At 73.9% G+C, this 22,559-nt stretch carries 14 protein-coding genes; 4 read left to right on the plus strand and 10 right to left on the minus strand.

Annotation, left to right across the window (positions count from 1 at the left end; translation table 11 throughout):
• Positions 1-13: 13 nt before the first annotated feature.
• From OG776_RS19770 to OG776_RS19810, 9 genes are all read right to left on the minus strand, one after another.
• Positions 14-2,797 carry an amino acid adenylation domain-containing protein gene (locus tag OG776_RS19770; RefSeq protein ID WP_329321928.1) on the minus strand — a complete coding sequence of 928 codons (2,784 nt, stop codon included), beginning with the start codon at positions 2,795-2,797 and terminating at the stop codon, positions 14-16.
• A 233-nt stretch (positions 2,798-3,030) separates the two neighbouring features.
• Positions 3,031-3,855, minus strand: coding sequence for an SDR family oxidoreductase (locus OG776_RS19775; protein WP_148012295.1), 825 nt, complete (start codon positions 3,853-3,855; stop codon positions 3,031-3,033).
• Positions 3,856-3,889: 34 nt separating this feature from the next.
• A complete protein-coding gene (locus tag OG776_RS19780) occupies positions 3,890-4,657 on the minus strand; it encodes a thioesterase II family protein (protein WP_329321931.1) in 768 nt (255 codons plus the stop codon).
• 1 nt (position 4,658) lies between these two features.
• Positions 4,659-6,011, minus strand: coding sequence for a cytochrome P450 family protein (locus OG776_RS19785; RefSeq protein ID WP_329326466.1), 1,353 nt, complete (start codon positions 6,009-6,011; stop codon positions 4,659-4,661).
• Complete coding sequence (locus OG776_RS19790) at positions 6,011-7,372, minus strand: MFS transporter (protein WP_148015038.1); 1,362 nt, start codon at positions 7,370-7,372, stop codon at positions 6,011-6,013. Before OG776_RS19790 ends, OG776_RS19785 begins: the two co-directional genes overlap by 1 nt.
• A 2-nt stretch (positions 7,373-7,374) precedes the next feature.
• The gene (locus OG776_RS19795; RefSeq protein ID WP_148015041.1) at positions 7,375-11,148 is read right to left on the minus strand and encodes a type I polyketide synthase; all 3,774 of its coding nucleotides are present in this window, start codon (positions 11,146-11,148) and stop codon (positions 7,375-7,377) included.
• 34 nt (positions 11,149-11,182) lie between these two features.
• Entirely contained in the window at positions 11,183-12,313 is a 1,131-nt protein-coding gene (locus tag OG776_RS19800) for a cytochrome P450 (RefSeq protein ID WP_261995128.1), read from the minus strand.
• Complete coding sequence (locus OG776_RS19805; protein WP_148015037.1) at positions 12,310-15,819, minus strand: non-ribosomal peptide synthetase; 3,510 nt, start codon at positions 15,817-15,819, stop codon at positions 12,310-12,312. The genes OG776_RS19800 and OG776_RS19805 overlap by 4 nt, the downstream gene beginning before the upstream one ends.
• Positions 15,819-17,414, minus strand: coding sequence for a condensation domain-containing protein (locus OG776_RS19810; protein WP_261995127.1), 1,596 nt, complete (start codon positions 17,412-17,414; stop codon positions 15,819-15,821). Before OG776_RS19810 ends, OG776_RS19805 begins: the two co-directional genes overlap by 1 nt.
• A gap of 488 nt (positions 17,415-17,902) precedes the next feature.
• On the opposite strand from OG776_RS19810, the gene OG776_RS19815 reads away from it, so the two are divergent.
• From OG776_RS19815 to OG776_RS19825, 3 genes are read left to right on the plus strand one after another with little or no spacing between them, the layout of a single operon-like run.
• Complete coding sequence (locus tag OG776_RS19815) at positions 17,903-19,129, plus strand: cytochrome P450 (RefSeq protein WP_261995126.1); 1,227 nt, start codon at positions 17,903-17,905, stop codon at positions 19,127-19,129.
• A 6-nt stretch (positions 19,130-19,135) separates the two neighbouring features.
• Entirely contained in the window at positions 19,136-19,912 is a 777-nt protein-coding gene (locus OG776_RS19820; RefSeq protein ID WP_148015036.1) for a thioesterase II family protein, read from the plus strand.
• A 49-nt stretch (positions 19,913-19,961) separates the two neighbouring features.
• A complete protein-coding gene (locus OG776_RS19825) occupies positions 19,962-20,948 on the plus strand; it encodes an aldo/keto reductase (protein WP_148015035.1) in 987 nt (328 codons plus the stop codon).
• A gap of 18 nt (positions 20,949-20,966) precedes the next feature.
• Here the strand turns inward: OG776_RS19825 and OG776_RS19830 are convergent, their stop codons facing one another.
• Positions 20,967-21,203 carry a hypothetical protein gene (locus OG776_RS19830; RefSeq protein ID WP_148015034.1) on the minus strand — a complete coding sequence of 79 codons (237 nt, stop codon included), beginning with the start codon at positions 21,201-21,203 and terminating at the stop codon, positions 20,967-20,969.
• Positions 21,204-21,375: 172 nt separating this feature from the next.
• On the opposite strand from OG776_RS19830, the gene OG776_RS19835 reads away from it, so the two are divergent.
• The gene (locus OG776_RS19835; RefSeq protein ID WP_148015033.1) at positions 21,376-22,482 is read left to right on the plus strand and encodes a DUF5937 family protein; all 1,107 of its coding nucleotides are present in this window, start codon (positions 21,376-21,378) and stop codon (positions 22,480-22,482) included.
• Positions 22,483-22,559: the final 77 nt, after the last annotated feature.

The following is a 22,559-nucleotide window of genomic DNA, read 5'->3' on the forward strand; positions in this document are numbered from 1 at the left end:
GCCGGACCGTCGTTCAGCGCGAGGTGGTGAGAGCCCGGATCGTGGGCGCCCGGTAGAGGTCGCGCAGCGGCGGGGAGGGCAGGCCGCGGGCGCGCAGGGCGGCGCCGATGCGGACCGCGAACAGGGAGTTCCCGCCGAGTTCGAAGAAGTCGTCGTCGAGGCCCACGGGGGTGCCGAGGACCGTCTCCCAGATCTCCAGGAGCGCGGTGGTGAGACCGGTGTCACCCTCGCCGTCGCGGCGCTCGGGGGCGGCGCCCGGTCCGGAAGGCCCGGAAGGTCCCGGTCCGGGCCGTGCGGGCGCCGCCGCGCGGGCCGGGGCGGGCAGCCGTGCCGGATCGAGTTTGCCGTTGGTGGTCAGCGGGAGGGCGTCGAGAGCGGTGACCGTGGCCGGGACCATGTGCTCGGGCAGGATGCCGGCGGCACGCCGTCGGACGCCGTGCGGGTCGGGGGCGCAGCCGCCGTCGGACGGCACCACGTAGGCGTCGAGTCGGGCCGCGGCCGGATCGGCGGGGTCGTCACGGCGCACCACGACGGCCGCGGCGGCGACGGCCGGGTCCTCCAGGAGCACGGAGCGGATCTCGTCGAGTTCGATGCGGAAGCCCCGGATCTTGACCTGGCTGTCGATCCGGCCGAGGTGTTCCAGTCTCCCGTCGGGACGCAGCCGTCCCAGGTCTCCGCTGCGGTACATCCGCGCCGACGGCTCGTGGACGTAGGGGTCGGGAACGAAGCGCCGGGCGGTCAGCTCGGGCCGGTCGAGGTAGCCGGCGGCGACGCCCGCGCCGCCCACGCAGATCTCGCCGGTGACGCCCGGGGGCACGAGACGGCCCCGTTCGTCGGTGACGTACAGGTGCCAGCCCGGCAGGGCGGGGCCCACGGACCGGGAGCCGGCGAGGGCGAGCGCGCGGGTCACGGTCTGCGCGGTGACGTGCACGGTCGTCTCGGTGATGCCGAACATGTTGACCGCGCGGCAGGTGCTCTCGGGGTGCCGGTCGAACCAGGGCAGCAGCATGCGGCTGTCCAGGGGCTCGCCGCCGAACACGACGAGCCGGACCGGCAGCGGTGCGTGGTCGGCCTGGAGGAGCTGGGAGAACGCGGACGGGGTCTGGCTGAGCACGGTGACCCGGCGGGCGAGGAGCAGGTCGCGGAAGTCGTCCGGGTCGCGGGCGACGAAGTACGGCACGACGACGAGGCGTCCGCCGGTCAGCAGGCAGCCCCAGATCTCCCAGACGGAGAAGTCGAAGGCGGCCGAGTGGAAGAGCGTCCAGGTGTCGTCGGCGCCGAGCCGGTACTCGTCCCGGGTGGCGTCGATCAGGGAGACGACGTTGCGGTGCGGTACGAGCACGCCCTTGGGCCGGCCGGTGGAACCGGAGGTGTAGATGACGTACGCCGGATCGTCGGGGGCCGCGGCGGGGAGGCCGGCCGGGTCGGCGGGAGCGGTGTCGGCGAGTTCGTCGGGGGTGAGCGGCAGGACCCCGCCGTCGCGGGGGAACGTGTCGAGCCGGGTCACCACGAGACGCAGCCCCGCGTCGGTCACGGTGTGCGCGAGGCGGTCGGCGGGGTAGGCCGGGTCGGTGGGGACGTACGCGGCTCCGGCCCTGACCACGGCGAGCAGGGTGACGACCAGTTCGGCGGTGCGTTCGAGGCAGACGCCCACGCGGTCGCCGCGGCGCACTCCGCGGGCCCACAGCCCCGCCGCGACGCGGGCCGAGCGCTCGTCCAGTTCCCGGTAGGTGAGTTCCGTTTCGCCGTCGCAGAGGGCCACGGCGTCGGGCGTGGCGGCCGCCACCCGCGCGAACGCCTCGGGCAGCGTGCGTGGTTCGGACGCGAGGGTGGTGCCGGGCCGCCCGACCCGCGCCACCCGTCGCCGCTCCTCGTCGTCCAGCAGTTCCACGTCCGCGACGGCGGTCTCCGGTGCGAGCGCCGACTGCCGGTACACGTGGCCGAGATGCCGGGTGAACCCCTCGGCCACCTCCGTCGAGACATGGCTGAGCCGGAAGAAGCAGGAGAGCCGGGTGCCGCCGCCGGGCAGGGGTGAGAAGGCGAAGGTGAGGGGGAAGGGCGGGGCGAGGCAGGGCAGCCACTCCCGCGGCCCGGCGCGGTCCGGGGCGGGCGCCGGGTCCTCCGGCGGCGGTCCGGGCACGCCTTCCGTGTCCTCGGCGACGCCCGCGAGCACGCCCCGGGGCACCGTCGCCGGTGCCGCGCCGGCCAGCTCCGCCAGGGTGGCCGTCGGGGGCACCGCGTACTCCAGCGCTCCCGCGCGGTCGCCTGCGACCGTCGCCGTACCGGTCGCGCCGTGGCCGTCGTAGCGGGCGAGGGTCACCGCCAGCGCGGGCAGACGGAGTGCGGCGGGAGTGGTGGCGTACGGGACGGGCAGGTCCAGGTGGTGCACGCCCTGCCCCGTGGCGGCCGGATCACCGCGGCCCCACTCCGGGGCGGCGGCCGGCGGCGGGCAGGCCCGGCGCGCGGCGGGCGGCGGGCAGGGCGACGGCGGGCGCTCCCCGGTCAGCACCTCCGTCAGACGGCGCAGGCCGGGCCCGTCCAGACAGGTCCGGTGCGCCACGACGACGAGGTCCGCCGTGCCGTCGGCGTAGCCGAGGCGGACGCACCGCACGCCCCCGGTCAGTGGACGCCTCAGTTCCGCCTCGCGACGGCGTACGGCGAGCGGGTCGTCCGGCGCGGCCGGCACGTCGTCCGGCCACAGCCGCCAGGGGCCGGCGGCGCTCAGCCGGGCCTCCAGTCGCCGCGCGTCGAGCCCGGTCACCGCGACGCGGACCGCATGGCACTCTGCACCCAGCACGGGTGTCCCTCCCCTGTTCCGGCCGTCCGGCCCTGTCTGGTCCTGCCTGCTCGTCCTGGCCCGCATGGGCCCGCGTGGGCCTGCCTGGTCCTGTCCGGGCGCCCGGGTCCGCCACGCCCCGCCCGGCCGGGCGCTCCGCCTCACCCCGCCGTACGGGCCCGCCCGGCCGGCCGCGATCGGACACGGCGGGTCGGCACCCGGTAACCGGTACGGCCAGACGTCCGCGGAGGTGCTCAGCGGGCCGTGAACCCGCCGTCCACGGTCAGCGTCGACCCCGTCACCTGCCGGGCGTCGTCCGACAGCAGGTAGACCACCGCCGACGCCACGTCCTCCGGCTCGATCAGGGCGTTCATCGGCTGCGCCGCGACGAACGTCTCCTCGTGCTCGCTCACCGGCACGTCGAGGGCCCGCGCGATCTCGGCGAGCATGCGGCCCTCGGCGGTCGCGGTGTCCCGGACCGAGCCGGGACAGACGGCGTTGACCCGCACCTTCCTGGGCGCGTAGTCGAGCGCCGCCGCCTTGGTGAGTCCGATCAGCCCGTGTTTCGCGGCGACGTACCCGGCGAAGTGCCGGTAGCCCACCAGGCCCGCCGTGGAGGCGATGTTGACGATGCTGCCCGAGCGGCGGGCGCTCATCGCCTTGCCGACGGTACGGATCATCCGCCACGCCCCGGAGAGGTCGACGTCGATCATCAGCGCCCACTCCTCCTCGCCGATCTCGTGCGCGGGCCGGCCCGAGGGCGCCGCGATCCCCGCGTTGTTGACCACACCGTCGAGCGGGCCGAAGCGGTCCTCGGCGAGCGCGACGGCCTCCTCGACGGAACGCAGGTCGCGCACGTCGCAGCGGGCCGTCAGCACCGCTGCCCCGGACGCGCGGCACAGCGCCGCGGTGTGCTCCAGCTGGCTCGTGGTGCCCAGCGGATACGGCACCCCCGGCAGGTCCTCGCAGAGGTCGAACAGCGCCAGGTCGGCGCCCTCGGCCGCGCAGGCGGCGGCCGTGGCCCGGCCCAGGCCGCGGGACGCCCCGGTGACGACGACCACCTTCCCCGTCAAGCGCATGACTCGCTCCCCCCTTCTCCGGGCCGTTCCCGGCTCAGCCGAGACCCAGATCGGCGCGGACGACGGCGAGCAGCGCCCCCGCGGACCCGGTCAGATACATGTGGCCGCCGGGCAGTTCGACGGTGCGGAAGTCCCCGCCCGCGGTCTTGGCCCAGGCGGCCGCCTCGTCCCGCCGGACCAGTTCGTCGTGGCTGCCGCGCAGCACGGTGAGCGGTACGGGCAGCGCCAGGTCGGTGGAAGGCGCGTAGCTCTCGTGCATCTCCACGTCGGCGCGGAGCGTGGGCAGGATCAGCTCGCGCATCTCCGGGTCGTCGAGCGCCTCGTGGGTGTAGCCGGCGAACTCGTTGACCCGGGCGAGGAACGCGTCGTCGGGCAGACCGGTGGCGCGGCGGGTCCGCTGTTCCGCGGGGTGCGGGGAGCCGCTGACGAAGAGGTGTACGAGGTCGGTCCCGTCCGGTTCCGCGGCCAGCCGGTGGGCCAGTTCGTAGGCGAGGACGGCACCCAGGCTGTGGCCGAACAGGGCGATCCTGCGGGGCTGTCCGGGGTCCGCGCCGAGTGCGGCGCGCAGGTCGCCGAGCAGTCCGTCGGTGGCCGTGCGGGCGTCCGTGTACGGGTCCTCGTCGATCCGGCGTTCACGGCCGGGAAGGCCGAGCGGCAGGATCGTGAGGTGTTCGCCCGCCATGCGCTGCCAGGGCCGGAAGAAGGAGGCGCCCGCTCCCGCGAAGGGCAGGCAGACCAGGGTCGTGGTGGTGCCGGCGGCCGTCGCCCCGGTGCTCCCGTCCCGTGTCGTGGTCGTCGTCATCTCAGTGCGCCTCCTGCGCGTCGGCGGCGAGCCGGGCCTCGTAGCGCACCGGCAGCTTCTTCAGGCCGCGGCTGGTGGAGTTGTCGAAGACCCACTCCAACCGGTCGTGCGGGACCGCGAGTTCGAGCCCGGCGAGGCGGCGCAGCAGGGTCGGGAAGGCGACCTGGCCCTCGACGCGGGAGAGCGGGGCGCCGACGCAGAAGTGCGCGCCCTGGCCGAAGGCGAGGTGGCGGTTGGCGTCGCGGGTGATGTCGAGGCGGTCCGGGTCCTCGAAGGCCTCCGGGTCCCGGTTCGCGGCGTCCATGAGGATGTGGACGAAGCTCTCGCGGGGTATGGGGCAGCCGCCCAGCTCCATGTCCTCGGTGGCCACCCGGAGGGTGCCCCGGTAGACGGGCGGCTCGAAGCGCAGGAACTCCTCGACCGCCGACTCCACCAACTCCGGTTTTGAGGAGAGGAGTTCGAACTGGTCGGGGTGGCTGAACAGTGCCTGCATGCCGTTGCCTATGAGGTTCGCGGTGGTCTTGTGACCGGCGATGATCAGCAGGACGAGGGTGGAGACCAGCTCGTCGTTGGTGAAGACGTCCTCCTCGTCGGCGGCCCGCAGCAGGAGGGAGACCAGGTCCTCGCCGACCCCCTCGGCGCGGCGCCGGTCGAGCAGCCCGACGAGGTACCTCTCGATGCTGTCGCTGGCCTCCTTCAGCCTGCGGTTGGACTCCTCGTCCGCGAACGGCGCGCCGCTCAGCCAGTACCCCCAGGCGTGCAGCTCGGGACGGTCCTCGATCGGGACGCCGAGGAACTCGCAGATGACCCGCATGGGCAGGGTGAAGGCGAACTCCATCAGGTCGATCTCGCCCGACTCGGGGAGCGCGTCGATGAGTTCGTCGGTGATCTCCTGGATGCGCGGGCGCAGCAGCGCCATCCGGCGCGGTACGAAGGCGCGGCTGACCAGGCGGCGGAGCCGGGTGTGATCGGGCGCGTCCGCGGTGATCATGTTGCGGATGAGGACCGGGCTGCTGTCCTTGAGCAGGTCGCGGAACCACGCGGGCGCGTTGTCGACGGACTTGGACAGCCGGGGGTCGGCGAACCCCTTGAGCGCGGTCTCGTAGTCGGAGACCACGTAGGCCTCGCCGCCGGGCGGGTAGTTGATGGGGTGCACGGGGCAGCCGGTCGCGCGCAGCCGGGCGTTGGCGGCGTGGGTGGCGCCGGCCGCCGGATCGGGATCGGTGAAGAACTCCGGCGGCAGCCGGTCCCCGTCGCCCGTCGCCGCGGCCAGGGCCGTGACGGCGGGGTCCGCCGGGGCGGGCGCGGCGGGGCGGGCGGTGGCGGAAGTCTGCCGTGCGGTGTCGGCGGCCATCACGTCTCCTTGGAGGTCGGGTCCCCGGACGGGTCCGCCGTGGCGACGGCGTACTCCTCCGGCGGGGCGAGCTTGCGGATACGGGGGCTGAGCGTGGGCAGGGCGGCCAGGCCCGAGGCGATGGCCATGGCCGTGAACACCCAGGTGGACCCGGCCAGGTCGAAGAGGGCGCCGACGCCGAACACGCCGATCGGGGCGGCGATCATCGACATGAACATCACGGCGCCGAGCACCCGGCCCTGCACCTTGTCCGGTGCCATGGCCGCCAGGTACGCGAGGAACAGCGCGCTGGTGATCGGCCCGCGCAGGAAGACGCAGGCGACGATGATGCCGAGCGGGACGAGCCCGGAGACGTTCGCGAGCAGCACGGCGGCGACCGGGCCGATCCAGGCGGCGGTGAGGAACAGCACCGGCGGCTTCACCCGCTTGATGATCGGGCTCGCGAGGAGCGAGCCGACCACACCGCCGATCCCGGCGATCGACAGGAGCAGGCCGGTGAAGGCGGGTGAGGCGCCCCGGCTCTCGGCGGTGGCGATCAGCGCGAGGAAGACGCCGGAGTGGGTGAACGCCATGTTCGAGCCCATGATCCAGATGATCAGCAGGCGCAGTACGGGCTGGCGGGCCAGGAAACGGAAACCCTCGGCGGCGTTGCGCTTCTCGCCGGGCGCCGCGTTCTCCACCTTCAGCGGCTTGCGGATGAACAGCAGCAGCACGGAGGAGACCAGGAAGGCGAGGGCCGCGCTCAGGAAGGGGAAGGCGCGCGCGACGGCGAACAGCGAGCCGCCGGCGGGCGGTCCGCCCATGGTCGCCGCGAAGTAGCGGACCTGGTTCTGCGCGGTGGCCTGGGTCAGCTGCGAGGGCGGGACCAGCTGCTTGATGACCGCGAGGCCGGTCGGGTTGGAGATGCCGAGGCAGACGGCCGAGCCGACGGCGACGGTGAAGATGACCGCCGGGTCGGTGTGCCCGGTGGAGATGAGCAGCGCGAACAGGCCGAGCAGCACGACCCGGACCATGTTGCAGACGATGAGCAGCAGCCGTCGGTCGACCCGGTCGGCGAGGGTGCCGCCGGGTATCGACATCACGCTGGCGGCGACCAGTTGGGCGGAGCCGACGGCACCGGCGTAGAACGCGCTGCCGTGGGTGGCGAGGATCAGCAGCGGATAGGCGACCTCGGCGGTCTCCTTGGCGAGCGCGGCGAACGCCTCACTGGTCCACAGTGCCTGGAAGTCGCCGTTGCGCAGGAGGGGTTTGGGCTCCTCGGGGCGCGCCGGTGCCGGTTCGGTGGCCGTACCGACCGCCTCGCTCACCGGAGACGCTCCCGGCCCCGCCACCAGATCCGTGTCGGGTGGATTCTCCGCCATGGTCATTCCCTTTCTCGTTCCTGTCGAACAGTGCGGCCGTCTCCCCGGGGGCGCGACGCGTCGACCGCGTCCAGCACGTCGAGGAGCCTGCTCGCCAGTGGCCGCGCGTGGGGGGAGGCGAGCATGGACCAGTGGTCACCGGGGACGGACTCGACGCGCAGCCCGCCCGCGTAGAGGCCGGTCGGGCGGGCGCGCGGTCGGTCCGTGCCGGTGGGCCCGCCGGTGTCCGCCGGCCCGCCGGACGCCTTGAAGAGGACAGCGGGGCAGGGCAGCGGCGACGGCCGGTAGCGCAGCAGCCCTGCCTGGCGGGACGTGAACCGCCGCCGCAGCGCCGGGTCCCGGCGCAGCCGCCGGGCGAGCGGGCCGGCACCGAGGGCCGCCTCGGCCTGGGCCCGCAGGCCGGCGCGCAGGAACTCGGGGGCGACGCCGACCGGCAGTCCCCCGGTGTCGGGCACGAATCCGTCCAGGCACACGAGCAGGTCGACGCGCTCGCCGCGCCGGGTCAGCAGCCGGGCCAGCTCGTGGGCGACGACCGCGCCGTAGGACCAGCCGCCGAGCGTGTACGGGCCTTCGGGCTGCGCCCTCAGCAGTGCCCCGAGGCGGGCCGCGGCCACGGCGCCGACCGTGCGGGGGGTGCCCCGGGCGTCGTCCACGTCCTCCAGCGCGAGCACCGGTCTGCCGCCCGCGGCACCCAGTTCGTCGCCGAGTTCCCGGTAGGGCAGCGCGTTGCCGACCGCGTCGCTGACGAGGAACAGCGGCCGCCGCCCCGGGCGCCCCTCGGCGAGGGTCGCCAGGCCGGGGACCGGCGGCGGCGCACCGCCGGATTCCGGCAGCCCGCCGGTCACGGCTTCCACCAGGTCCCCGAAGGCGGGACGCCGTGAGAAGTCGGTGACGGACAGCGCGCACCCGGTGCGCTCCCTGACCGCGGACGTCAGGGTGACGGCCATCAGGGACTCGCCGCCCAGGGCGAAGAAGTCGTCGTCGTCGCGGGCGGCGGCCACACCGAGCGTGCGGCACCACAGCTCTTCGAGCACGGCCCGGACGTCCGCGGGCCCGAGGACGCCGCGGGGCGCGGTGCGTGCCGGTGCCGGCGGGCTCGGCCGTGCGGGGCTCGGGTCACCGGCCGGGAGACCGCGCGGGTCCCGGTCCGCGGGGAGCTCCCGCGGGTCCTCGCCCAGGAACCGGTAGCCGGGCAGTGAGCAGCGCGCGGTCCCCTCCCCGGCGGGCTCCAGCACATCGAGGACGGCACGGTCGGCGCCTCGTTCCCACAGCGTGCCGAGCGCCGTCAGAAGGGCGTCGTCGGCGGGTTCCGCCGGCCGGCCGGTCAGCCGTACGGCGGTGAACGCGGCGTCCCAGCCGGGGCTGCGGCGCAGTCCGCCGAGCATCGAGCTGCCCGGGCCCAGTTCGACGAAGGTCGTGCAGCCCGAGGCCAGCAGTGTCTCCATGGCGCGGGCGAGCAGTACGGGGCTGCGCAGCTGGGTGGCCCAGTAGCCGGGGCGCGCCACCTGCGCGGGGTCCGCCCACTCGCCGGTGGCGTTGGAGACGAGCGGCAGCCGAGGCGGGCGCGCGGGCACCGACGACAGGGACGCGCGCACCTCCTCGGCTGCCCGTTCCATGGCCTTCGAGTGGAAGGCGCGCCGGGTGTGCACCGGCGTGATCGGCAGGCCCGCCAGCGCGTCGCCCGACAGGAGGTCCGCGACGGCCGCCTCGGGTCCGGACAGGACGACGGTTCCGGGGCCCTCGACGGCGACGCCGACCTCGCCGCCCGCGGGCAGCCGTGCGGTGACCTCGCGGACGTCGGCGGCCACACTCACCATACGGCCGGGTTCGGTGTCCCACATGGCGCGGGCCCGGCGGCACACCAGACCGGCGGCGTCCTGGGGCGACCAGACCCCGGCGACGGCGGCGGCCGCGTACTCGCCGACGCTGTTGCCGAGCAGCGCGGCGGGCCGCACGCGCCAGTCCCTGAGCTGGCTGCCGAAGGCGTATCCGAGGGCGAACAGGGCGAGTTGCTGGTGCACGGTGTCGGCGAACCAGTCCTCGGACGCGCCGTCCTTCTCGTCGACGACGGGGCTCAGGTCGATCGCGTGGCCGTCGAGGACGGTCTCGCGGATCATGTCGAACGCCGCCCGGAACCCGGGGAGCCGGCGGTGGGCCGCGGCACCCGCGGCGTGCCGCAGGGTGCCCTGCCCCGGGAAGACGAAGGCGACCTTGCCGAGCCCGCGCGGCCCGGCGAGGGCCTCCCCGGCACCTTCCCGCTCGGCCCGCTCGGCGAGCGCGCGCAGCGACCGGGCGGCCTGTTCCGTGTCGTGCGCCACGACGGCCGCCCGGTGACGGTGGACACGCCGCCCGGCGAGCGTGCGGGAGACCTCGGCCAGCGGCGGCGCGGGCCGCTCCGCGGTGAGGTGGTCGGCGAGCGCCCGGGCCATCCGGCCGAGCGCCTCGGGCCCGGCGGCGGACACCAGCAACGGCCGTGGGCCGCCGCGGTCCGGGAGCGGGGCGCGGCGGGGCGCGGACTCCAGGAGCACGTGGGCGTTGGTGCCGCCGACTCCGAAGGAGCTGACGGCGGCGACCCGGGGCCCGTCGCCCCGGCGGGGCTCCCAAGGCTCGCAGCGCCCGACGATCCGGAACGGTGAACTGTCCAGTTCCAGGAGGGGGTTGGGCCGGGTGAAGTGGGCCGTGGGCACGAGCAGGCCGCGTTCCAGCATCAGCGCGGTCTTGATCAGCCCGGCGACACCGGAGGCGACACCGGTGTGCCCGATGTTCCCCTTCACGGCGCCGAGCGCGCACCGGTCCCGGGCCGACGCGGAGCCCCCGAAGACGTCGGCGAGCGCCTGTACCTCCACCGGGTCGCCGAGCCGGGTCGCGGTGCCGTGCGCCTCGACATGGTCGACGTCGGCCGGGTCCACCCCGGCGACGCGCTGTGCGGCGCGGATCACCTCGCTCTGCCCGGTCAGGGACGGTGCGGTGTACGCCATCTTGTCGGAGCCGTCGTTGTTGACGGCGGTACCGGTGATCACGGCGGCGATCCGGTCGCCGTCGCGCAGGGCGTCCGCCAGCCGCTTGAGCACGACGACGGCGACGCCCTCGCTGGGCACGGTGCCCGCCGCGTCCTCGTCGAAGGGCCGGCAGCGGCCGTCGGGCGAGAGGATGCCGCCCGGCTCGTGGAGATAGCCCCACTCCCCGTCGGGCATGACGGTGACGCCGCCGGCGAGGGCCGCGTCGCACTCGCCGCCGACGAGGGCGCGGACCGCGAGATGAGTGGCGGTCAGCGAGGTGGAGCAGGCGGTCTGCACGGTGAGCGCGGGGCCGCGCAGCCCCAGCTTGTAGGCCGCGCGGGTGGCGAGGAAGTCCTTCTCCTGCCCGATGTAGCGCGCGAGTTCGCCGATGTCGTCCTGGCCGGGACCGGAGCGGGTGCCGACCCGGTCGGCGCCCGCGTAGACCCCGATCCGGCCCCGGAAGCGGGTCGGGTCGAGTCCCGCGTCGTCGAACGCGGTGACCGCGCACTCCAGGAACACCCGCTGCTGCGGGTCCGTCGCGGCGGCCTCGGCCCGGCTGTAGCCGAAGTACGCCCGGTCGAAGCGGCGCGATCCGGCGATGACGCCCATGGCCGGGACGAAGTTCTCCCGGCGTACGTAGTCCGGGTCGGCGCCCAGGGCGACGAGCCGCTCGGGATCGAAGCGGCTGATGCCGTCCCGGCCCGCCGTCAGCGCCGCCCAGTATTGGTCCAGGTCGTCGGCCCCGGGCAGCCTGCAGGCCATGCCCACGACGGCCACGGCACCGTCCGCGCGATCCCCTGCGCTCGGCACGTCACACCCCCAGGTCGACGTAGAGGTGGTCGAGGCCCACGTACGAGAGGTTGGGGCCCCACTCCGGGGCCTCGCCGGCGAGCCGCGCGTCCGGGAAGCGCGCGGCGAACCTGCGCAGCAGCACGGCCGCCTCCAGCCGCGCGAGCGGTGCGCCGACGCAGTAGTGCGGCCCGAATCCGAAGACGAGGTGCTGCTCGGACCCGCCGGTGTCGTCCGTCGCGCCGGTGACCGGACAGGCCGCGGGCGGGCCGGCCGGTGCGGCGGGGTCGGCGAGCGGGTTCTCGCCGGTGAGGCTGACGAGGACGAGGTCGCCCCGCGTCATCCGTTCCCCGGCGAGTTCCTGGTCGTGGGCGACGACCCGGCCCAGGTGCCGCAGCGGCGGGCGGCGTTGCAGCACCCTCTCCACGAACTCCTCGGCGGCACCCGGGCGTTGTTCGCGTACGGCGTCCCAGACCGGTGGTTCGCCCAGGACGTCCAGGACCGTCGAGGCCAGCAGCGACGAGGTCGTCTCCAGCCCGCCGAAGAGGTTCATCGCCCAGGTCGCGGCGGTGCGCGCCCGGTCCTCGGGGCTCTCCTGCGGGAAGGCCTTCGGTGCGGTGGCCCGGGACAGCGCCTCGGTCATCTCCACCATGGTGCGGTGGGCGTGCTCGGCGTGGTCCCGGCGGTACATCGCGCCGATGAACAGCGACAGGGTGCGTGCCCAGCGGTGCAGCACCTCGGGCGGTTCGGCGACGCCGACGACGTGGGCCATCACCTTGCCGGAGATCCCGTCGGCGACGGCGGGCACGATGTCGTGCGGCGTGCCCGCGGCCAGCGCGTCGAGGCACTCCTCGGTGAACTCCTCGACCCGCGGGGCGAGGGAGCGCACGTACGAGGCGGACATCACGCGCTGCACCGGGCGGCGCAGTGCCGTGTGCTCGGGAGCGTCGGCCTGCACGAACCACAGCCTCAGGAACTCGGTGAGCTCCCGGTACTCCTCGCGCGCGGCCTCGGTCATGTAGAGCTGGAAGGAGCGCTCGAAGGTCCCGGAGGTGAAGCCGGGATGGTTGAGGACCTGCCGGGCGAGTCGCGGATCGGCGACGACCCAGCATTCGAGGCCCTCGTCCCACGCGAGCGGGGGCGTACCGTTCACGCGCGGCCGGCCTTCTCGACGAGCGCCGCCAGGCCCGCCGGGGTCGGGGAGAGCAGGAAGTCGCGCAGCCGCACGCTCACCCCGAGCCGTTCCTTCAGCCTGCGCATGAGGCGCACCGCTCCGAGGGAGTTGCCGCCCACCATGAAGAAGTCGGTGTCGGCGTCGATCGGGGTCTCCCGCTCGGGGCCCTCGGCGATCTCGGCGAACAGCTCGATGATGTGGGCGGTGGGGTCGCCGCCGGTCTCCACGGCCGGGACGGTCCCGGCCACCGGGGCGGTCTCCGCGGCCGGAAGGGTCTTCGTGGCCGGAGGGGTCTGCGCGGTCAGCGGGGTCCGGGCGGCCCGTGTCGCCTGTCCGGCCGGGACCGCGGCGGCCGCGAGGGCGCGCCGGTCGACCTTGCCGTTGGCGGTGACGGGGACGCGGTCCACGATCGTCCACAGGGTGGGGACCATGTAGGCGGGCAGCTTCTGCAGGAGCAGGGTGCGCAGCTCCGTGGCCGCGAGGGCGGCGCCCGGCGCCGGGACCACCGCGGCGATCAGCCGCTTGTCGGCGCTGTCGCCCTCGGTGACCTGCACGACGGCGTCCTGGACGGCCGGGTGGCCGGTCAGCACGTCGGCGACGGCGCTGAGTTCGACCCGGTAGCCGCGCAGTTTGACCTGGTCGTCGGCGCGGCCGAGGAAGCACAGCCGGCCACGGGAGTCGACACGTACGACGTCGCCGGTGCGGTAGAGCCGTTCGGGGACGTCGGGCGAGAACTCGCCGAAGGACCGGGCCGTCTCGGTGGCGTTCCCGAGGTACCCGTCGGCGAGGCCGGCACCCGCCGCGTACAGCTCACCGACCGCGCCGGGCGGCAGCAGCCTGCGCCGCGCGTCGAGGACGTACACCCGCGTGCCGGGCACGGGGCGGCCGATGGGCAGCGGGCCGTCGATCTCGTCGGGCGAGGCGACCGAGTGGGTGGTGGTGAACGTGGTGTTCTCGGTGGGCCCGTAGCCGTTGGTGAGGACGATGCCGGGGTGGCGTGCCAGCACCCGGGCGGCGTGCTCGTGCGGGACCACGTCACCGCCGGTCAGCAACTGCCGCACCCCGGACAGGGATTCCGGCGCGAACTCCTCCACGAGCCGGAACAGGCCGGCGGTGAGCCAGGCGACGGTGATCTCGCGCTCGCGCAGGAACGCGCCCAGTTCGGTGGGTGAGGCCAGGCCGGCCGGATGCACCTCCAGGGCCGCCCCGGTGAGCAGGGCGCCCCACACCTCCAGGGTCGAGGCGTCGAAGGCCAGGGGGGACAGGCGCAGCATCCGCTCGGCCGGTCCCAGGCGCACGAAACCGGCCTCGTGCACCAGGCGGATCACGGCACGGTGCGGCACGGCGACGCCCTTGGGTTCGCCGGTGGAGCCCGAGGTGAAGGCGACGTAGGCGAGACGGGCGGGGTCCTCGGGCGCGAGGTCGTCGTCACCGTCGGCGGCCGGGGCGGGCCGCCAGGCCGGCTCCCACACCGCGACCGGCTCCGTACCCAGGGCCCGGAAGCGGCGCGCGGCGTCCCCGGCGAGAGATCCGACCAGCGCGGCCGACGGTTCGGCACGGGCGATGAATCCCGCCAACTGGGCGTCCGTCGCGCTCTGTTCGACGCCGACGTAGGCGGCGCCCGCCCACTGCACGCCCAGCACGGCGACGGCCTCGGCGACCGAGCGCTCGACGCCGACCAGCACCCGGTCGCCGGGGCGGACCCCGGCCTCGCGCAGCAAACGTGCCTGTTCGCGTGCCGCGTCGGCCAGTTGGGCGTAGGTGAGCCGCGCGGACCCGTCGCGTACGGCGACGGCGTCCGGGGTGCGGGCCGCCGCGGCGCGGAACAGCGCATCGAGGGAGGTCGCGGGGAACTCGTCCCGGGTGTCGTTGAGTTCGGCGAGCCGGGCGCGGCCTTCGGCGGACATGCAGCGCACGTCCTCGACGCGGGCCGCCGCACCGGTGGCCAGTTCCGCGGCACCGGCCAGGAAGTCGGCGACGAAGGAGCGGGCCTCGGCGCCGGTCCACACGCCGGTGGCGTACTCGACATGGCCCGCGTAGGCCGGTTCGGCGTGCCCGATGAGCATGGTCAGGTCGAACTGCGAGCCGCCGCCGTGTCCTTCCTCGACCCGCAGCCGCGCGGTGCCCGCGTCCAGGGACCGCGGCACCAGCTGGTCGTGCATGCCGAAGCATATCTGGACGAGCGGGTGGCAGCCGAGGCTGCGCTCGACGCCGAGCCGGGAGACCAGTTCCTCGAAGGGCAGGTCGCCCGCGTCGATGCTCTGCCCGAGCGAGGCGTGCACGGAGCGCAGATAGTCGGCGGGGCTCGCCTCCTCGTCGACGGTGACGCGGACCGGGACGAGGTTGCCCGCGACGGCGACCAGCCGTTCCAGGTCGCCGCCGCCGCGGCCGAGCAGCGGAACGCCGACGAGCAGGTCCCGTGCTCCGGTGCGGCGGGCGGCGGCCAGGGCGAAGGCGCCGAGCAGGAAGGCGTACGGGGTGATCCCGAGTGCGCGGGCCCGCTCGGTGACGGCGGCCGACACGGCGGGTCCGAGGTCGAGGGGGGTGCGCTCACCCGCCGCGTCCTGGAGGGTGGGGCGCGGGCGGTCGGCGGGGAGTTCCAGGGTCGTGGGCACCCCGTCGAGGTGGCTCCTCCAGAACTCGGCCTGGGTGTCCCACGCTCCGCTCGCCCGCAGCGTTTCTTGACGCTCCGTCAGTGCGTGGACGGAGACGCCGGGTTCGTCGCCCTGTGCGGGTCCGCTGCCGGTGAGCGCGGCGTGCCGGGCGAACAGCTCGCGCAGCAGCAGCCCGACCGCCCAGCCGTCGAGCACCATGTGGTGGGCGGCCAGGACGACGGCGTCGCGGCCCCGGGGGTGCGAGAGATGGAGCAGGCGCCAGGCGGGCGCGGCCGACAGGTCGAAGGGGCGGCGGCCCTGCTCGGCGCCCTCGCGGCGCACGTAGGCGTCGAAGTCCTCGACCGGCCCCTCGTGCACGATCTCCGTCAACTGCGGTGTGTGGGAGGGCAGTACTTCCCGAACGACCTCGTCCCCGGCGTCGCGCGCGCTCTCCCGGAAGACGGTGCGCAGCGCCTCGTGGCGGGCGGCCGTCTCGGCGAGCGCCTTGACGAGGGCGCCGCGGTCGATACGGCCGTCCTCAGTGTGGCAGGTGAAGACGAGGTTGTACGGCGATCCGCCGGCCACCCGCTCGATGAGCCACATGCCGCGCTGGGCGGGCGACAGGGCCGTGTCGTCGGGGGAGCCGGCCGGGGCGGTCACCGGGGCGGCCGGTTCGGTCCGGGCCGCGGCGAGGACCTCGGCGAGCGGCCGGGGGCCGAGCAGGTCCTTCACGGGGATGCGCAGACCGAGCTGCTCCCGCGCGAGAGCGGTCAGCCGCATGGCCCGCAGCGAGTCGCCGCCGAGGGCGAGGAACGTCTCGCCGGCGAAATGCGCCGGGTCCACCGCGTCACCGAGGACGAAGGCGGCCAGTGCTTCGCGGGTCGGTGTCATCAGACGGCCCCGGCGGGGGCCGTGAGCAGTTCGGCCTGGCCGCTGACGGTGGTGGAGCGGAACAGGTCGACGGTGCGCAGGGCCCGCCCGGAGGCCTGGCTGAGGCGCTCGACCAGGACCACGAGGAGCAGCGAGTCGCCGCCCGACTCGAAGAAACTGACGTCGTCGTCGACGTCGTCGGTGCCCAGTACCTCGCGCCAGAGGGTCCGTACGAGTTCGAGCCGCTCCTCGGGGTCGTCCAGGTCGATCGTCTCGACGGGCTGTTCGAGCACGGGTTCCTCCGGTGAAGTGGCCATGTCCGCGGCGCTGCGCCGCAGATCCGTCAGGAGTACGGAGAGGGCGGAGTGGTCGGTGACGTCCGTCGGGTAGTCGAGGGACAGCTCCAGCTGCCGGCCGTCGGCGGCGTCGACGGTCCGGACGAACGCGGCGAGGTCGTACTTGACGTAGAGCGGGTCGAGCGGGCGGAGCCGGCCGGTGACGCCGGGGGCGAGTTCCGGGGTGTGGGGCGCGTCGTCGAGGTTGAGCAGGACCGGGGTGAGCGGCGGCCAGAGCCGGGTCCGGTCGGGGTTGAGCCGCGCGGCGAGCGCGTCCAGCGGTACGTCGGCGTCCATGAACGCCTCCATGCTGCCGAGCCGGGCGGCACGCAGCAGTTCCCGCCAGCTGGTGTCCGTCTCCAGGGAGACGCGCAGCACCACCGTGGTGATGAACATGCCGATGACGTCGGCCGCGTCCGGGTGGTCGCGGCCCGGCCAGGCGAAGGCGATGAGGAAGTCCCGCTGGCCGCTGCCGCGGGCGAGTGTGCCCGCGAGCAGCGCGACGCCGAGCATGAAGGTGGTGCAGCCCTCCTCGGCGGCCACCGCCAGGGCCTTCGCGGTGTGTTCCGGATCGAGCCGGCCGGTGACGGTGGCGCCCAGCCGGGCGGCCTCCAGGTCGTCGCCGGCGCCGCGCTCGAAGGGCAGACGCACGTCGACGGGGGCCCCGCGCAGACGCTCGACGACCTCGTCGACCTGCGCGGTCACCTCTTCGGGAGCGCGGTCGGCGACGACCGAGGCGGGGTGGGGCGGGCTGCTCAGTTCCGGCTCCGTGCCGGCGAGCCCGGCCCGGTAGACGGTGAAGATCTCCTCCAGGAGCATCGTGCGCGACAGCCCGTCGACCACGATGTGGTGCGAGACGAGGACCAGCAGGGTGCGGCGGCTGTCGAGCCGGACGACGACGGCCCGGGCCGGGGCGTCGACGGCCAGGTCGAACGGGGTGCCGCACAGCTCCCGCACGAACGCGTCGACCTCGGACTCCGTGAGCCCCTCGGCCTCGGCGTCCCGGAACACGGCCGTGCCGGGCTCGCCGTGGGTCGCGTACTCGACCCGGCGGCGCTTGGTGTCGTACCGGAAACGGGCCCGGAGCGAAGGGTGCCGGGCGATGGTCAGCCGGGCGGCGTCGAGGAGCCGCTCGTGGTGCACCTCGCCGGTGAACTCCACCACGGACGGGACGAGCTGGGTGGGTCTCTGGAGTTCGTCACGATCGAGGACCCACAGGCCCTGTTGCATCCGGGTGGCCGGATACCACAGAGCCTCTTCTAACGACGAATCGGACAGCACGAGAGAATCCCCCGAATCTCATTTGACCAATGGAGCCGCGAACACGAACGACAGAGCCGAGAAAAACAAACCCCCCGCGCCGCGTATTCACCGCGGCGAGCTGAGAGGGATGACAATCGGGGCCGGACGGTCGCCATCGACAATGGCTGGATGACCCTAGGTCGCCGCAGATCAGCGTGTCAAGGGTCACTGGAGACCGGCTGGAATCACCCCCCGGACCTGCGGACGGGTCCCTGCCTATTGATTTTGGCCACGTGGCCCAAATCTGTTCAGGCCAACGGAACGTGTCCAATTCATTGCGTACTCGTGGTCACCCGGGGACACATGGTCTAATCATTCGGATTCACGCCGCAGCGATCCTGTACGTTGACTCGCGGCCTCCTCCGTCCCGCCGAACTCGAGAGGAGGGCCCGCTCCCGGACGAAAGGACAACCGCCTTGAAAGTCCATGACGCCGCGACACCCAGCGCTGCAATTCCCGGATGCCCCGTGCACCGGGGAACGACGACGGATCTCGTCGACCCCAGGCTGTACAGCGGCGGCGACGCGCACGCCGTGTGGCGGGAGATGCGGAAACAGGACACCCTGACGCGCCAGGAGGTGGACGAGAAGCCCGGGTTCTGGAACATCGTCGGATTCGACGACGCGGAACAGGTCCTGCGCGACACCGAGGCCTTCACCTCGGAACGCGGCACCATGCTCGACCTCCTCGGCACCGACGACCCCGCGGGCGGCAAGCAGCTGGCCGTCACCGACCCCCCGCGCCACACCGAGATGCAGACGCGTCTGAAAAAGGCCCTCGCGGTGAAGGCCGTCGAGCGGCAGAAGGACATGATCAGGCCATTGGTGGTCGACCTGATCTCACCGCTCGGGGACGGCGGAACCTTCGACTTCGCCGAGGCCATGCTGGCGATGCCGATGTCCGTGACGGGCACGATGATGGGTCTGCCCGAGGCGGACTGGCCCTGGCTCAGCCGCCTGACGACCATCTGCATCGCCGCGGACGACCCGGAGTACCAGGACCCGGGAGGCAAGGCCGCCACCCTGGAACGCGCGCACCGCGACCTGTTCGCCTACTTCCAGGACCTGATGCGCTTCCGCCGTCAGAACCTCGGCGACGACCTGCTGAGCGTCCTGATCTCCACCGAGTTCGAGGGCCGCCACATGGACCCCGGCGAGATCGTGGCGAACTGCTACAGCCTGCTGCTCGGCGCGAACGTCACCACCCCGCACTCCCCCAACTACGTGATGGCGGAGTTCATCGACAAGGGCGTGCTGGAGGACTGGGCCGCGCACCCGGAGGTCAACACCACGGCCACCGAGGAGGCGCTGCGCTGGGCCTCGCCCGTCAACCACTTCCTGCGCTACGCGACCCGTGACGTGACGGTCAGGAACACCGAGGTCGCCGCGGGCGACGCGGTGGTCGTCTGGCTCGGTTCGGCCAACCGCGACGAGGCCGCCTTCACCGACGCGGGGACCTTCGACATCCGCCGCCGGCCCAACAAGCACGTGGCCTTCGGCATCGGCCCGCACTACTGCATCGGTCACAGCGTCGCCCGGATCACCCTGCGCATCCTCTTCGAGGAACTCCTCACCCGCTTCGAGGACTTCAGACCGGCCGGCCGGCCCGAGCGCCTCGCCTCGAACTTCGTCTCCGGCTGGAAGCACGTGCCCATCACGGCACGGCCGCGCGCCGGCGCCCCCGGGGCCGGGTGACGGACGGTGCCCACCGACGCCCCGTCCACCCCGTGGCTGCGCCGCTTCCACACCGCGGAGAGCGGCGCCCTGCGGCTGTTCTGCTTCCCGCACGCGGGCGGCAACGCCTCCTTCTTCCACCCGTTCTCCGCGCGGCTGACCCCGCGGACCGAGGTGCTGGCCGTGCAGTACCCGGGCCGCCAGGAGCGGTTCGACGAACCCCGCGTCGAGGACCTGCACGAGCTGGCCGACCTCGTCGCCGCCGAACTCGCCGCATGGGCCGAGGAGCCGTTCGCCCTGTTCGGACACAGCATGGGGGCCACGCTCGCCTTCGAGGTGGGCAGCCGGCTGCACGCCCGCGGCGCCCGGCCGACCGCCCTGTTCGTCTCCGGACGGCGCGCCCCCTCCGTACCCGCGCCCGGCTCGGTGCACCTGGCGAGCGACGAGAAGCTGATCGCCGACATGCGGCTCCTGGGCGGCACGGACAACCGCATGCTGGACAACCTCGAGCTGCTGGCGGTGATCCTGCCCGCGGTGCGCAGCGACTACGTCGCCACGGAGACCTACCGCTACCGGGGCGCGCCCCCGCTCGACTGCCCGGTCACCGCCTTCATCGGGGACGCCGATCCGCGCGTGGACGCTCCCATGGCCCGGGCCTGGGCCGCGCACACGACGGAAAAGTTCCTCCTGCACGTGTTCGAGGGCGGCCACTTCTTTCTCGTTCCGCATCTCGATGCCATGGTGGACACCGTGACCGCGACCCTGAACGCGACAGGGGACCGGCAGCTATTCACCCGGAATTAATTGTTCCGGTCTCACCCGTGTACTCACGAAGCCCTGAAGAGGACTCTCCATGAAATACCGCGTCATCGGCAGCGACCCGGCCACCCGCCGCGAGGTGAGTGTTCTGAGCCTCGGCTCCATGCTCTTCGGGACGGTGACCGACGAAGCGACGTCCTTCGCCATTCTCGACCGTTTCGTCGAAGCCGGCGGAACCTTCATCGACTCGTCCAACAATTACGCGTTCTGGGTCAACGGCACACAGGGCGGGGAAAGCGAAGAACTGCTCGGCCGCTGGATCCGCAACCGCGGGATCGGCGACGAGATCACCATCGCCACCAAACTCGGCGCCCGCCCGAACGCCCCGGCAACGGGATTCAGCCGAGATGTGGAGGGACTTTCGGCCAAATCGATCCGGGAATCCGCCGAGCGCAGCCGGGAACGGCTCGGCATCGAGCGCATTCATCTCCTCTACGCGCACATCATGGACGAGAACACGCCGCTGGAGGAGACCGTCACCGGCTTCGCCGACGTCGTGGCCGACGGTGTCGCGGGTCTGCTCGGCGCGAGCAACCACTGGGCCTGGCGGGTGGAGGCCGCCCGCAACCTGGCCAGGGCCGCCGGACTGCCCGGCTACGAGGTCCTCCAGCACCACCACAGCTACCTGCGCCAGCGCACCGACATCCCGAGCCTGCGCTCGCCCGACGGCAACCAGGGCCTGGTCAGCGCCGACCTGCTCAGCTACGTGCGGGCCAATCCGTCCCTCACCCAGGTCGCCTACTCGCCGCTGCTGTCCGGCGCCTACGTGCGCGACGACAAGCCGCTCGGACCGGGCTTCGAGCACGCGGCCACGCCCGCCCGCCTCCAGGCCGTGCGCGAGGTCGCCACGGAGACCGGCGCGAGCGTCAACCAGGTGGTCCTGTCCTGGCTGATGGGCGGCGACATCCCGGTCCTGCCGCTGGTCGGCGCGTCCTCCGTGGCGCAGCTCGACGACAGCCTGGCCGCCGTCGACCTCACGCTGACCCCGGAGCAGCGCGCCAAGCTCGACGGCGTGAACTGAGCCCTCCCCCGCGACGGCTCACCGCGCCGCGGACCGCCGGGCCGCGGTGTGCCGTCCGCGCCGCGGCCCCCGGTCCAGGAGGAACCCGCGGATCCGGCCCCTGGCCGGGCGCCCGGCCAGGACGGCCAGGAACCGCCGGCGCTCGCGCAGCCCGCGGACGACCCGCAGGTCGTGCCGCCCGGGCGCGGGAGGAACCGGTTCGCCGTGCTGACAGGCCCGGTGGACGTCGAGAAGGTACTGCTGCGTGACGGTCATGACGGATCGCCTCTCGGGGAGGTTCGGGACGGGCGGGGAGGACCCGCGGGCCCTGTACGGTCCGCCCCGGTGCTCTCCCCAGCCTGCGTCCGCGTCCGGCGTACGTCGCCCCGATTGACGTGCGCCGTCAATCGGGGACGGCGTTGTCGGTGCCGGGGTGCACCATGAGGTCATGAGCGTGCGCATCGATGTCACCGGGCTGCGGCCGGAGCGGGTCGCCGTCGTGCCCTCGCCGCTGGCCGAGCTCGGGATGGCGCTGCACGCGCTGGCCGAGCCGGGGCACCACCCCGGGCTGCAGGGCTGGGCGACGGGCGTGACCCCCCGGCTGGACCCGCACCTCGCCGACCGGATGAGCGAGGCCGACTTCCTGTGGCGGTCGACCTTCTCCGACCTGTTCCTGCCGTACGCGGGCCTGCCCGGCCGCGGCGCGCTCCCGGGTGCCACGCTCGCGGAGGAGCTGGCCCAGCTCGACAAGCTGTCGGACGAGCAGTTCGTGGACGCCGCGCTGGAGTTCACCTGCGCGCTCCCGTACGAGGAGCCCGGCCCGCACACGCTCTCCGACCCGCTGCTGCAGCACCGCGCGCTGGAGCTGGCCGCCGCGCGCGGCCCCCAGCAGGTGCGCTTCAGCAAGCGGCTGCTGGACGACCCCCCGCAGATCCGGGCCTGGCTGCGGCAGTTCCTGGAGGACTGCGACGAGGCGTTCTTCGCGGAGACCTGGTCCCGGCTGCGCCACCAGCTCGCGGCGGACGCCCGGCACAAGACCGACCTCCTGCGCCGCAAGGGCCTGGCCGAGGCCGTGGCCTCGGTCTCCCCCGCGCTGGCGCTCGACGCGGGCACCCGGACGATCACGGTCGACAAGCTGGGCCACGGCCGGACGGCCACCGGGGACGGCGGCCTCCTCCTGGTGCCGACGAGTCTCGGCTGGCCGCACCTGATGGTGCTGCACCGGTACGGCTGGCAGCCGGTGCTGCACTACCCGGTCGGCTCGCCCGAGCTGTCCGCCCCGTCCTCCCTGGAGCAGCTGACCCTGCGGATGACCGCCCTGTCGCATCCGGTCCGGATGCGCATCTGCCGCAGCCTGGCCCGCAGCGCGTTCACCACGGGCGAGCTCGCCCAGGTGAACGGGATGACGGCACCCGAGATATCCCGGCACCTGGGGGTGCTCAAGAAGGCGGGCCTGATCACCACGCGCCGCCGCGGCCGTTACGTGCTGCACCAGCTGGACGTGTCGGTCGTGGCCCGGCTCGGCAGCGACTTCCTGGAGGGCATCCTGCGCTGAGCCGCGCCGAGCGGCCCCGGGCGGCCCCGGCGGAAGCGTGCGGAGGGGCCGGGGCCTGCCCGGCCCGCCCGGCCCGC

Origin of the sequence: Streptomyces sp. NBC_01689 (genome assembly GCF_036250675.1) — a bacterium.
Taxonomy (GTDB): Bacteria; Actinomycetota; Actinomycetes; order Streptomycetales; family Streptomycetaceae; genus Streptomyces.

Excerpts from the sequence above, each read along its gene's own strand:
- OG776_RS19775 (WP_148012295.1), bottom strand. The coding sequence starts at position 3,855 with ATGCGCTTGACGGGGAAGGTGGTCGTCGTCACCGGGGCGTCCCGCGGC.
- OG776_RS19780 (WP_329321931.1), bottom strand. The coding sequence starts at position 4,657 with ATGACGACGACCACGACACGGGACGGGAGCACCGGGGCGACGGCCGCC.
- OG776_RS19785 (WP_329326466.1), bottom strand. The coding sequence starts at position 6,011 with ATGGCCGCCGACACCGCACGGCAGACTTCCGCCACCGCCCGCCCCGCC.
- OG776_RS19790 (WP_148015038.1), bottom strand. The coding sequence starts at position 7,372 with ATGGCGGAGAATCCACCCGACACGGATCTGGTGGCGGGGCCGGGAGCG.
- OG776_RS19805 (WP_148015037.1), bottom strand. The coding sequence starts at position 15,819 with ATGACACCGACCCGCGAAGCACTGGCCGCCTTCGTCCTCGGTGACGCG.
- OG776_RS19825 (WP_148015035.1), top strand. The coding sequence starts at position 19,962 with ATGAAATACCGCGTCATCGGCAGCGACCCGGCCACCCGCCGCGAGGTG.
- OG776_RS19830 (WP_148015034.1), bottom strand. The coding sequence starts at position 21,203 with ATGACCGTCACGCAGCAGTACCTTCTCGACGTCCACCGGGCCTGTCAG.
- OG776_RS19835 (WP_148015033.1), top strand. The coding sequence starts at position 21,376 with ATGAGCGTGCGCATCGATGTCACCGGGCTGCGGCCGGAGCGGGTCGCC.